The organism is Bacillus sp. N1(2025) (assembly GCF_053470005.1).
In genome coordinates this window covers 29,195-43,745 of record NZ_JBLTJB010000009.1, presented here as the reverse complement: position 1 = coordinate 43,745, position 14,551 = coordinate 29,195, and the positions used below count along the sequence as shown (strand labels likewise).

Sequence of the window (14,551 nt, the reverse complement as noted above, 5' to 3'; positions counted from 1 at the left end):
TATATAATTTAAAGAAATAATGCTTTTCCCTAAAAGTTCAATTGAATAGAATCAAGCGCGTTCTCTTCTTCCTCATTGCTGCCGCTCAATCCGATATGTTCGATTAGAATGCTAGGCTGTTCCAAAATCGCCGATAGGATGTGTAAGTAGTCGTTTGATAAAACCTCGATTCTGCTTTTCTTAAACAGTTTTTTCGAATATTCAAACAGTCCGTGATAGTTGTCGCGGTCCGCCTGAATCGACAAGGTCAAATCGAATTTGGCAACCGGATGATGAAATGGATACGGCTTGAGTTGAAGGGAATCGAAAGTCAATTCAGCATGATCAAGATTTTGCAGCACAAACATCGTATCGAATAAAGGATTACGGCTTGAATCTTTTGGAAGATGCAGATGCTGAATTAATTCTTCCAATGGATAGTCTTGATTTTTATAGGCGTTCAGCATGTTTTCTTTTACTTCGTTTAAGTAGGCATCAAATGTTTTACGGCCCGCCGGGTGATTGCGAATGACTAACGTATTGACGAACATTCCCACGACCGGCTCTACATCCAAATGAGTCCGCCCGGCAGATGGCGTTCCTACGATAATATCTTCTTGTCCGCTGTATTTGGATAAAAGAATCGTATAGGCTGCCAATAAAATCATATACAGTGTTGCTCCTGTGTCTTCTTCCATTTGGCTTAAACGCTGTTTCAAGTGTTCGGGTATAAGAAATTCAAATGATTCGCCTTCGTAATCGCGTATGGCAGGCCGCTCATAATCCGCAGGCATATCCAGTACAGGAATATCACCGTGAAACTGATCCAGCCAATACGCTTCCTGGCTCTTGATGTTCCGTTTCTGAATGTCCGATTGCTGCCAAACTGCAAAGTCTTTATATTGAATAGAGAGCGGGTCCGGTTCGTTCCCCTCGTAGATTCGGCTTAAATCTTTCATCAGAATATTGACGGACACGCCGTCAGAAATGATATGATGCATATCAACCACAAGCACGTGCCGCGCAGGTTCAATTTCAATCAGTCCGGCCCGCATCAGGGGCGGTTTGGCTAAGTCAAACGCTTTGATGAAATCAAGCACACGGTCTTCCGCTTCTTCTTCGCTTGCTTGAATTCGTTCTATCGTAAAGTCGACGTTCTGATGAATACGCTGTGCCGGCTCGCCTTCATATAAATCAAAGCTGGTCCGCAACGCTTCATGACGCGCGATTAATTTTCGGAAAGCGGCGTTTAACCGTTCGGGATCGATCGTCCCTTCCACATTCATGGCACCCGTCATATTGTAAGTCAGCTCGCCGCCTTCTGTGTGACTTAACAAATACATCCGCCTCTGAGCTGAAGAAACCGGATAATATGGCATTTCCTTTGCAGCCGGAATCGGTACATATCGATTTTTGTCCATGTGTAACGCCTTGTCAGCCAATTGTTCAATGGTAGGAAACTTGAATATGTCTTTGAGAGACAGATTCACATCCAGCTCTTTGTGAATTCTGGCGGCTAAGGCAGCCGCTCGGATGGAGTTGCCTCCGAGATCAAAGAAATTATGTTTGATCCCCGCATGGCTTATTCCGAGCACTTCCTTCCATAAATCTGTCAGTTTGGACTCCGTCTCATTACCCGGCGGAACATATTCAGCTGTCTGCTGCAGACTCGCTTCTGGTGCAGGCAGTGCCTTACGGTTTATTTTCCCGTTGGATGTTAACGGCATATGCTCCAGATGGACAAAATAGGACGGAACCATGTAGTCCGGAAGCTGCGATGACAATTGTTCCCTAAGCTGCGCAGCCGCTATAGGCTTGTCGCTTACGTAATACGCGCATAATTGTTTTAAGCCGTCTTCTTCTTCTTTCACTGTAACCGCGGCTTTTTGCACCGCTTCCGCGTTATGCATTGCTGCTTCAATTTCACCAAGCTCGATTCGGTGTCCCCTGATTTTGACTTGTTCATCAACGCGCCCAATATATACAAGATTTCCGTCCTTCAATCGCTTAGCCAAATCCCCTGATTTGTACATCTTCGCTCCCGGGACATACGGGTTTTCAACAAATTTCTCTGCCGTTAAATCCGGGCGGTTCCAATACCCTCTGGCAACACCCGGTCCGCTGATATATATTTCGCCGATTACCCCGAACGGAACCAGGTTTCTGCTTGCATCGGCCACATAAATATCCGTGTTGGCAGCCGGAGTGCCGATCGGTACAAATTCCCGCTTGTCCCGTTCTGCGTCGAAGTGATAAATCATACATCCGACGACAGCTTCCGTCGGTCCGTATTCATTGAAAATGTCCAGCCGGCCTTTAAACTGCTCGCTGACACTTTTGGCCAGACGGGTGCTTAAATTTTCTCCGCCGACAATCATTTTCCGTATTGCGGTGCCGCCAGCGATATTCATCTCTTTGATGACGTGCAGGTGTGCCGGGGTCAATTTGATCATGTCTATTCTTGAGTCCCGCATAATCTCAGAAAGCACAGCGCTTTTGTCTTCGCCGTCAAAGACAATGATGGTATTTCCCGTAACCAGCGGTGTAAATATCGAGGTCACAGTCAGATCGAAAGAGATGGAAGAGTATAATGGGAAGTTGGTTTTCTCACCTCTTACATAAACCTCTTTCGCCCACCAAATATAATCAGCCAGTCCCTGATGCTCAATGAGTACACCTTTTGGATTTCCCGTGGAACCTGACGTATAGATCATGTAGGCCAAATCATGCGCATCGCTGTCCGGTTCAAGATTCGAGTGATCCCCATGGTATGAGTTTTCCTCATCCAAAAGCACAATGTCACCATCATACGGTAATTGATCCAGCAGGCTGCGCTGTGTCAACACAACCTCCGCCCTTGAATCTCTCAGCATATATTGAATCCGATCTTCCGGATATTCAGGATCAATGGGCACGTATGCGCCGCCGGCTTTCAGAACAGCCAAAATTCCGACAATCAGCTCGATCCGATGCGGGCAGATGATGGCAACGAATTGATCCGCTTGTACGCCTTTTGTCCGTAACGTCCGCGCCAATCGGTTCGCCCGTTCATTGAGCTGTCTGTACGTATACCGCTCATTGCCAAAAATAACGGCTTCATGATCGGGACTCTGTTCCGCCTGCATTTCAAACCACCGATATACCGTTTCCTTATGCGGATACGGCGTCTTTGTGCCATTACACTCCGTCAGCAGTTGATGCCGTTCGGTTTCAGACAGCATAGGAACGGAAGACAATGTCATCTCCGGCTGCTCAACAAGACTGTTTAAAATGGCGGTATAGTGTCTGGTGATCTGTTCAATGGTGTCTTTTGTGAATCGTCCCGGTTTATAATCAAAATGCATCTCTATCTGTTGACCGGCATCTTCGATCGTAAGCATCAAATCATATAAAGAGACCCCTGGATTTCGTTCTTTCACTTTAAATGTACATTCATTGTGCCGGATTTCATGAAATTCAATGTTTTGAAACACAAACATCGTGTTAAACAGAGACTTTCCGGTTGTTTCCCGCTGCACATTTAATTTCTCCACAAGCCGGTCGAATGGATAGTCTTGGTTTTCGAAAGCGTCAAGCGTCTGCTGCTTTACTTCTTCCAGATAATCCGTAAACGTTCTATTGGCGTGCGGCTTCGTCCGGATTCCGATGGTTTGTATGAAAATACCGATGATTTTTTCGATATCCGGATGATTTCTTCCTGAAGCAGGCGTGCCAACGACAATGTCTTCTTGTCCCGTATATTTATGAAGCAGCACATTATAGGCGGCCAGAAGCACCGTATAGAGAGTCGTTTCCGCCTTTTGCGCTAAATCTTGAAGCGAACGGATGACATCCGGCTGTAAGGAGCATGTCACACGCTGTCCCTCAGAAGACCGTTCTGCCGCATTGGAACCGTCTGTCGGAAGGTCAAGGATGGGAATTTCGTCTTGAAATTGTTCCAGCCAATATGTCTCCTGCCGCTTCATGGCATCGTCATTCAGCCGTTGGTTTTGCCATTCTGCGAAATCTTTATATTCAAATTCAATGTCCGGTAATGGTTTCTGATGATATAAAGCCAGCAATTCATTTGTAAGGATGTTGACGGAATAACCGTCCGAAATGATATGATGCATATCGATGAGCAGTTCGGCCTGCTCGTTTTCAATCTTGATCAGCTCCGCACGAACTAACGGAGCTTGGTCCAGGCGGAACGGTTTTACAAACCGGTCTGAATAGGCATCAAATTCGTCCCGGCTCATTGTCCGGACATGAACGTTAAAATCAACTTCGTTTTCAAGTTTCTGAACGATATCGCCATCTATAATGTCGAAATACGTGCGAAACGCTTCGTGCCGCTGCATCACTTGTTGAAGAGATGAGATCAGGGCTTGCTCATCGTACTTCCCTGTTATTGAGATGTGGCCGAACATATTTTGCGCCAGCTGATCCGGTTCCAGTTGGTGCAGGAAATATACTCTTTGCTGCGCCGGCGATGTCGGGTAATACGCTTTTTTCTCGGCAGCCTTCATCGGGAGGTGCACGACTTTCATTTCGTTCTGAATGAAACGTGCTAATTCCTTAACAGTCTGGTGATTAAAAAATTGTCCGATTGAAACCTTTTGATGAAATGTCTTCTGAACTTTGGAAAGCATAAGCGTCGCCTGGAGTGAGTTTCCTCCCAGAGCCAGGAAGCGATCTGATCTGCCAACCCGTTCAAGGCCGAAAAGTTCCTCCCAAATCCGCGCCAGCTGCCGCTCCGTTTCATTTACCGGCGCCTCGTAGGCTTCAGTAAAATTTGCCGTATTGCTTCCTATTGAAGAGACCCGCTTCTGGTGTTCGGCGTAAAGTGCTTGTAAATCATGCTGTTCTTCATCGGAAAACATCATCATGGCGTCAAGAGGGATTGAATCTCCCTCAACCATTTTTTGCAGCAATTTTGTAAAACCCGCTCCCCACTTTTTCATGATTTCCAGACTGATGACGTTCGTATTAAAGTCGAAATCAAGAACATATTCTTGATGCGCGTCTGTTATGTTAAGAAATAAATCGTAAAGGGTGCATTTTACCGGGTATGCAACGGGCTCCGCTTCCGCCTTTCCGAAATGCAGCTTTCGAAAAGGCCTGTCTAAATTAAAGATAATACGCATATCCGGCACTTGATCGTGCGGAAGCTCTCTGGCCACCAGTGTCATCGGGACGGCTTGGTGCCGCATTGCAAGATTCACGCTTTCTTTCATACTGCCAAGATAACCGGATAAAGTGCTTTCTGAAGAAGACGTGTTCTTCACCGGAATCATATTAACGCAATTTCCAATCAGATCATGCTGTTTCATATGCGATTGACCTGCTGCGGGGACCCCGATCACAAGGCCTGACTGTTTGGTAAGCCGGTGCAGAAAAAGATGAAATGCACCCAGCATCGTCACAAATACGCTATTTTTCATCTGAATGCTTAATGACCTTAAAGCCTCGCTCAATGGCCGTCCAAGCCTGACGGTACACCGGTCTCCCTCATACCCGTTCGGATAACGGACAGAAGCTGTGCTTGGCAGAATTGGCTGCTGTATCGGTTCAGAGAAATGACGCCGCCAATAACGGACCCCTTCTTCATAATGGCCGCTGTCAATCTGTGCCTGCTGCCAGTCTAAGTATTGGCGAAACGAAACATCTGCCTCTTTCGGCGAAATCGGTTTTCCTTGTACTATTGCCGCGTAGTTGCTCTCCAGTTCTTGAACAAAAACGGCGATTGACCATCCATCGGCAATGATATGATGGAACGTGAGCACAATCAGATGTTCATTGTGAGCCGATGTAAGCACATGGATTCTAAACAAAGGCTTTTGTTCATGGAAATGAAACGGCCGCTTGGCATCTTCTGTCAGCCATTTTTGGATTTCCGGCTCCCGATGTTCATGCGGGAGACCGGTAAAATCAATGACAGGTATATCTATATTCATCCGTTCCTGCACTTGCTGTTCCTCGTCATCGGGATGAATCACCGTACGTAAAGCTTCATGACGGTCAACGATATGCCGGACGGCTTGTTTTAATGGCGTATACTGCAGTTCGCCCTTCACTTTCAGCATAATGGACTGGTTTAAAGCGGCGGAAGCTTCATTCCCGTAATGGGATGCCATAACCAACTGCTTTTGTTCAGGTGAAAGCTCGCGCGTCCCGGACTTTTTACGGCCTCCGCCATCAGGGGAATCCGGACCTTCCGGAATAAATCCGCCTCGGCGAAGATCCTCCACCGTGTCTTTCACCGCTTGAATAATATTTTCGATATCATCCGCGGTATGCGCCGCAGACAAGAAGCAGTTGCGTCCCTCCCATACATAGACCCCTTTATAGTTGAGATGGTAAAAGAACAAGTCATTATCAAGCGATGAGACAAACCGGAATAAAGAACCGAATCGAACCATGCGGATAGGCACTTGTGCTTGTTCGAAGCAGTGATTCAGCTCATCGACCAGGTAGGCTGTTTGTTGATTAAGTTGCTCATACAGATGTTCTCCCTCGGTTTGTAAATGGCGAAGGACGGCTAATGACATCCTCATGGTAAGCGGGTGAGTATTGAAGGTGCCGGCCACAAACGTGCGCTTCGCCTCGTCTTGCGGGTAGGAATCGTCCCCATACTGCCAGGTACCCCCGTCGATCGCATTCATGAACTCAGCTTTTCCGGCAACTACCCCTAACGGCTGTCCGCCGCCGATGATTTTTCCGTAGGTCACTAAATCAGCCTGAATGCCGAACCATTCCTGTGCGCCGCCAAGACCGATCCGAAATCCGGTAATAATTTCATCCATAATCAGAGCTGTTCCGGATTGCTGCGTGATCGCCCGCAATTCTTTCAAAAATGCCTGCGGCTGCAAATCCGGTCTGCGGCTTTGTACCGGTTCCACCAGTACGGCTGCCAATTCATCACCAAGACTGCGGATCACATCCAGCGAATCGGGATTGTTGTAATGTAAAATAATCAAATCATCCATAAAGCTCTGCAGTATACCCGGAGCCAGCGGATTCGCAGACGCAGCCCCGCCTTTTGTGCCGGCAACCCCTAATACGCCGTCAAACGTGCCGTGATAAGATCCCGAGAACGCCACGACTTTCTTTCTTCCTGTCGCCGCCCGCGCCAAACGCAGGGCAACCATGACGGCCTCTGTTCCGGAATTATAGAAAGCGACCCTTTCCACTCCGGTACATGTGCGGATCCGGTCGGCAACTTCACCGGCGACATCTGACATCGGGCCGAGCGGAGGCAATGATGAACGGGTTGAATCATCGATAACCTGTGTAATAAAGGAAGGATGATGCCCGAAAAGGTTAACCCCGAATCCCATGGTGATATCGATATATTCATTTCCGTCAATATCCCACATTTTAGAACCGTCAGAACGTTCGGCGATAATCGGGTATACGATTTCCTTCCAATACGAACGGAAGCTGGACAAATTGCGGTTGTTTGCATGAGCAAATCGGGTATTGTCCGTATATTGTTTGGAACCTTTCGTTTTATCTGCGTATTTCTTGATGAAATCTTCTAAGTATTGTTTTTGCCGTGCGGTATAGTGTCCCTGATCATTCAGGTTCTGAGGCTGGAAAGGAACATAGGGTTTCGCTTCTTGAGCCGCTTTCTGTTCTGCAATGACGGTCGGAGGCCCCTGCTTGACAGAAGGAATTGATTTCTCTTGCGCTTTAGCGTATTCTTTCTCATCGGAATGATGTCCGCTGTTTCTCAACAAATTAAAGCTATTTAATTGAGCTTGCAAGGTATCCTGAATTAATTGATTCTGAGAAGCGATGATTTTTTCGAGCATATGCTCTTGATGACCTTCTCTGCGATCCGATTCAGACTGCGCTTCTGAAATGACCTGTATTTCCTGCGCCGGAACATTCTCTTGAGGCGGAGCGGATGCAAAGGACGATGGAACGGTATCAGCCAAGTAATCTATGACACTTTGAAGGTTGGTCAACGTATCAAAAAAACGATCCATCGGGATGTCTACCCCAAATTCGTCCGCGATGGCTTTTTTGACCTGTGACAGCATGATAGAATCCATTCCGAGCCCGATAAAATGAGCATTCAGATCGAGTTCCTCTCCCCTGATCCCCGAAGCATTGCTGATTACAGTTTTCAGGAAGGATTCAATATGCGCCTTCGATTGATTGATATTCAATGCCGCTTCTCCTCTCTTTTCGCCCTCGTTTAAGCGCAACTGGTCAGCTTCAGCCCAGCATCGGCTCCGTTCAAACGGATACAGGGGCAATGGCGTCTTTTGTACAGTTTCACCGGAATAAAGCGCGCGCCAATCGATAACGGCTCCTTGCACAAATAATTCGGCTGCGCGATTCAGCCATGTGATCCGTTCATCTTGCGTACGTAAACGCTGCTTAATCAGAGCGGCTGCTTGTTGATTCAGCTCTTCTTTATGAGCAGGCAGCATTTCCTTCATATTCTTGTAACCGATGTATACACCGGGAAGGTTTCTGTCTCCCTGAATCAGGCGGGTCAGCTTATCCGATAGTTCTTGTTTACCGGATACAATCATGGCAATGCCATGATCCAAATGAGCCCTGCCCGTACTGGCTGTATAACAAATGGACTTTAATGAAGCTTGGCTGTCATCCGATACAAATTGCCGGTACTGCTGTGCGAGTTCATAGAGTGATTTTTCAGTATGAGCGGATAAAACAAATAGGTGCGGCCCATGTTCATCCTCGGGCGCATACTCACTTTGAGAAATATATTCTTCCAGTACCACATGAGCGTTCGTTCCGCTAAAGCCAAATGAGCTGACTCCGCCTCGCAGCGGCTCATCACCCGATGTGAACTCCGAAACTTCCTGATTCACATAAAATGGTGATGAGTGAAAATGAATGAGCGGATTAGGTTCATTAAAGTGCGCTAACGGCGGATTTTTCTTGTGATTCAGCATGAGGACAGATTTGATCAGTCCGACGATGCCTGCCGCTTCAAACAAATGACCGATGTTCGATTTAACAGAACCAATCGCACAAAATTGTTTTTTTGCCGTATACTTTTCAAACGCTTTACAAAGCCCGTTAAATTCAACCGGATCGCCGAGCTTCGTCCCGGTGCCATGCGCTTCGATGAAAGACAGTGTTTCAGGGGCAATGCCCGCGTCTTTCCAAGCCGTCTCAATGACCTCAGTCTGAGCTGCCGGATTCGGTGCTGTAATCCCGGCGGTTGTTCCGTCTTGATTCATCGCGCTTCCCTTGATTACGCCGTAAATATGGTCTCCGTCGCGAACAGCATCCTGCAAAGGTTTTAGCAGGACTGCGGCCGCGCCTTCACCTGTGCCCGTTCCGTCTGAATCTTTGCTGAACGTTTTCGTGTACCCGTCCGAAGATTCCATATCAAGTCCGATACAGATCGGCAAGAGCGATGTCCGGATACCGCCGGCAAGAGCCATTTCACAATCGCCGGACATTAAAGATTTACATGCCATATGAACGGCGGCAAGCGATGAGGAGCATGCCGTATCCACTGTGACCGCCGGCCCTTTTAAATTTAAGAAATAAGCGATTCGGCTGGCTAGCACGGAAGGGAGATTGCCCACGATATATTGATGAAGTTCCTCCGGATAATTCGCAGAAAGGAGACGTTCATAATCGTAGCCCACCTTCGAGTACCCTGCATATACCCCGACTCGGCTCCCGTTCATGCTGCCGCCGGCATAGCCCGCATCTTCAATCGCATGCCATGCAGACTGCAAAAACAGTCTTTGGTTAGGGTCCATAAACTGAGCCGTTTTAGGAGCTAAACCGAAGAACGAATGATCAAAGCGGTCGATTTCATCTAAATAGCCGCCCTTCACAAACTGATTCTCATTGAACTCGCTTTGGATGGACTTTAAATAATCCGCCGCATCTTTCAGCCGGGATTCGGGGTATTCTCGAATGCTGTGCTCACCTTTTTCAAGCAGATTCCAAAAATCACTTTTCGTTGACGCTCCCGGGACATTGAGCGACATCCCGATAATGGCGATATCTTTCGGTGTCACATGGCTTGGTTTCGCTGCCGCGTCCTGCTTGATTTCAGCCCGGCTTTCAGACAGATATACCGCTAAATCAGTGATAGAAGGATACGTAAAGAGATCTGAAACGGAAAGCTCGCGTCCGAATTTCTGTTCTATGCGCTCGGCAATCTGCGATAACTGTAATGAATTTGCTCCCATATCAAAATAACTGTCAGCGAGGTGAACCTTTTTTCCATCGAGCACTTCGGAAAAGATAGACAGCAATTCCGTTTCTATCTCATGAATGGGTGTCTGTCCGGATGTTTCCGGGCTGCTCTCCAAACATTCATTGATGGCGGCAGACTCTGTTGAAAAATTCCCTGCCTCATACTGTCTGGCAAGTTCGTAGCGTTTAACCTTTCCGCTGGTTGTTTTAGGGAGTTTTCGGATCGGAAGGACTTCTTTTATGCTCCAGCCGCCCCGCTTGTACAAATGCTTTTTTATCTCTTTGACAAGCGGTGCGAATTTTTCAGGTGATTTTTTGTAAACAACAAAGAGCACGATTTCTCCGCTTTGTGTCTTTTGATCATATACACCGCAGGCGGCAACCCTTCCTAAGTCAACCTCTTCCATTTCAATCGCGACCCGTTCAATATCGTGCGGGTAGATATTTTTTCCGTTCACGAAAATAATGTCCTTTTCTCTTCCGGTTACGACTAAGTTACCACTTTCACTAATGAATCCGAGGTCTCCCGTTTTTACCCAGCCGTCAGAAGTCAGCACTTTTTCCGTACTCTCTGGGTTGTTATAATACCCTTGCGTCACATTGTCTCCTTTGATCTGGATATGGCCGATGATTCCGTCTTCTACTCTTTCATTTGTTTCATCGGAGATCCGAAGCTGACAATAGTCAATAGGTTGTCCCACCTCGACGAATGAAGCGCAATTTTGGTCCTCTTTGCTGACGTTTACAGCTCTTTCACCAAGATTTAAATAGTCACGATGCAAATAAACGGGAACGAATTCTTTACCTATTTTAGAGAACGCTGCGCCAACCGAAGCTTCCGCTAAACCGTAAACATTCAAAATGGCGGATCTTTTCAGATTGAATGCTGCGCATCTTTTCAAAAATTCGTCACACAGCTCCGGCAATATCGGTTCTGCACCGTTTGCGATGACCTTGATGTGGGATAAATCCCAGTCTGGTTCGTTTTTCAGAAATTTAAGGAAGTAGTTGTACCCGAAATTAGGAGATGATAGAATACTGGCTTTATGTTCATGAGCTTTTTTCATCCAAAGAATAGGTCTGCGAATAAATAACTCTGTAGGCATTAGATTTTGATTGATTCCGGTTATGAAGGGAACAAGGTGGCAGGCGATGAGCCCCATATCATGCGTTAAAGGCATCCATGATAAGAAAGAGTCTTTCGAATGAACGTGTAGGGCAGTCCCAATGGCGCACGTGTTATGTATTAAGTTGTGATGCGTTAACATGACTCCTTTTGGATCTCCTGTTGATCCGGAAGAAAATTGGATAAAGGCGAGTTCATCCGCATCAGGTTCATAAAATGAAGCGGGGTAATCGTAGATTTGATCTTGAATGACGTCAGATTTTTCGTTTAATTGATGATGGAAATCCTGTAAATCGTGTTCTGCAGCGTATTTCTTTATTTTGTCCAATACTTTTTCAGAGGCAATCAGAAAGGGATGATTTAATATATTCCAAATGCGCCAGACCTTCAGTTTATGGTCATCATCTTCTCCGATACTGACCGGAACCGGGATCATTCCTCCTAATATACAAGCCCAAAAAGCAACGACAAATGATTTGTTTTCTTGGATTTGAAATACAATTTCCTGCTTCGGCTTAATGCCGAGATGCTGTAAATAGCCAAGATACCCTTGCGCCTCTTCAAACAATTGGCGGTAAGAGACAACCGTCTCGTTTTTATCGGATTCGATAAAACGGATCCCGCGATCAGAGATACTGCTTCTTTCCCGAATGACATCTACTAAGGTTTGGAATTGACTGGTATACATAGGTCCCCTCCTGGGCGCTTTATTTTAAAATCCGCAATTCTTCCCAAGCCGGAAGCTGTTTAGCTTCACAAATTAATTTGCATAAATGGATCGAATGTTCGAGTTCTTGTTCTGAAAGCACGTCTTCATGCCTTTTCATTCTCTCTTTCAGCTCTTGGATTTGCGTAAATAATGGCGTCGTCATAGTGGAATAAGCCGCTGAATCCTTGTTGTAATTTCGCGCAATGACGGATTGAATCATCAATTTATTCAGTTGTTTTTTGCGTAAATGGACAATATGTTTCTTTCTTTCCGTTGAATTGGAAAGCGGGGGAACATCAGATGTCTGTCCTAAGGGATAAGGTACAATGTGATTCGTTGTTTTTCTCAGCAGACCGGCTAAGACATTGTTCGGACCCATTTCGATGACTTCTGTGACTCCATGTAAAAGCAAGTAATGCATCGATTCTGTCCATCTAACCGGCATCGTCATGTGCTGCTTGAGATGTTCGCTGATCGAATTTCCGCTGCTGTAAGGGCGCGCGGTGACATTTGAAATGATCGGCCATACGGCATCCCGGAAGGAATACCGGTGTAATACAGTCTGGAATTGTTCGGAGGCTGATCGTATCATCGAACTGTGAAAAGGCGCACTGACATTCAAATAAGTGTATGCCGCACCCTTTTCCTCCGCCATCTTGATGACACGTTCCACAGCTTGCCGGTGTCCGGAAATCACATGCTGCTGTTCTGAATTCATGCAGGCTACACCTGCCGGAAAGTCTTCCGTCGATACTTTCGAACATATTTCCTGCAAGGTTTGGAGAGAGAGCTGTGTCACGGCGGCCATCGTCCCCTGCTGATGGGGATCCGCATTTTGCATAAGAATTCCCCGCTCCCTTACAAGTGTAACGGCATCCTGAAAAGAAAGGGCGCCGGCACAGACAAGCGCTGAATATTCGCCTAAGCTATGGCCTGCCAGGAAGCGGGGCTTCACCCCTATTTCCTGCATATACACTTGAAAAGCAATCACACTGACCGTTAAAATAGCGGGCTGCGCGTTCATTGTCTTTGTCAATTCATTCATATCTCCGTTAAAACACAGTTTTTTTACATCCAAGGAGATCGCATCGCTCGCTTCTTCAAACAATCTCTTTGCGAGCACAAAATCATTCCAAAATTGTTTGCCCATTCCTACAAATTGAGACCCTTGTCCAGGAAATAAAAAGGCAAGATTGTTCATGAGATTCCTCCGATCATATTGAACAGGGGATACAATATCCTACAAAATATCCCTTTATCTAACATCCTAGCATGATTATAACAAATGTGTATAGAATACTTTCGGAGGAGTTATTGTTCGTTTTCACAAACGAATTAGATATATTTATTCATAAAATAAAACATGGGGATTTCACCGAAAATCAGTCTTAAAGAGAGATGATGAAAGCCGGGGTGGAGCCTGTTACCGGCTCTTCTTCACTTCGGACGCGCTCTTCATGTTTCATATGTTTTAGGGCTATTGGCATTATTGTGTCAGAAATTACATATTTTCTATTTATTGTAAAAAATCATTTGTATATCTGTGAAAGATTGTAAACTGATTGCGCTTGATTATAAATGTGGTGCAAGAGATGGATCTGGATGGGGAAAATCCGCAAGGACGAAATACGCCGCAGAACATGCGAATGACCCTGCCCGGATACCGATTGACGCAGTAAATCGGCCTATTGAGTGAACAAGGTTTTCAGGCATAAAAAAACAGCCGTTCAGAGCGGCTGCTTTTTTAAAAAGTATAAGAACTATTGAGCGGTATACCCGCCATCCATGACTACGGCCTGACCTGTGACCCCTTTTGCTTTGTCGCTGGCCAAAAATACGGCGTAATCAGCGATTTCCTTCACTGACAGCAGCCGTTTTTGGGGAACGAGCGGAAAGATGACGTCCTCAAGCACCCGCTCGTACGGTACATTCCTTGTTGCGGAAATGTCCTTTAACTGATTGCGGACAAGCTGAGTGTCCACATATCCCGGACAAAGCGCATTGACGGTAATACCGTCAGCCGCGCCTTCAAGTGCGCCGACTTTCGTTAAACCAATGACGCCGTGCTTGGCGCTGTTATATGCCGCTTTCCCGTGAAAACCGATCAGTCCGTTGACAGACGCCATATTAATGATTCGACCGAATTGCTGTTTTTTCATAATGGGAAATGCATGCTTCATTGCGATAAATGGCGCAGTCAGCATGAGACGAATGAGCCGTTCAAACTGTTCGGTGGGAAATTCCTCGATGGGCGCGACATGCTGAATGCCCGCATTATTCACAAGGATATCGAGACGTCCGAATTGTTTCTCGACCGTCTGCAGCATATCGGCCACTTGCTTTTCATTTGTTACATCGCATGTGATGCTGACTGCTTCACAGCCTTCATCTTTCAGTCTTGCCGCCGCTTCTTTCCCCGCTTGTTCGTTTACATCAGAGATGATGACGGCTGCTCCTTCACGGGCGAATTCTTTTGCGATTTCAAGCCCGATTCCTCCGGCTGCTCCTGTTACAACGGCTGTTTTTTCAATAAGCAATGAATGCATGACGGC

3 protein-coding genes are annotated in these 14,551 nt (G+C 46.4%); all 3 read right to left on the bottom strand.

Annotation, left to right across the window (positions count from 1 at the left end):
• Positions 1-29: 29 nt before the first annotated feature.
• Positions 30-11,978 carry a bacillomycin D hybrid PKS/NRPS BamA gene (gene bamA, locus ACNFN4_RS17540; protein WP_448200356.1) on the bottom strand — a complete coding sequence of 3,983 codons (11,949 nt, stop codon included), beginning with the start codon at positions 11,976-11,978 and terminating at the stop codon, positions 30-32.
• 19 nt (positions 11,979-11,997) lie between these two features.
• The gene (gene bamD, locus ACNFN4_RS17535) at positions 11,998-13,200 is read right to left on the bottom strand and encodes a bacillomycin D biosynthesis malonyl-CoA transacylase BamD (protein WP_020955900.1); all 1,203 of its coding nucleotides are present in this window, start codon (positions 13,198-13,200) and stop codon (positions 11,998-12,000) included.
• Between the two features lie 559 nt (positions 13,201-13,759).
• Positions 13,760-14,545, bottom strand: a complete 786-nt coding sequence (locus ACNFN4_RS17530; protein WP_014418050.1) for a 3-hydroxybutyrate dehydrogenase — start codon at positions 14,543-14,545, stop codon at positions 13,760-13,762.
• Between the last annotated feature and the right edge of the window lie 6 nt (positions 14,546-14,551).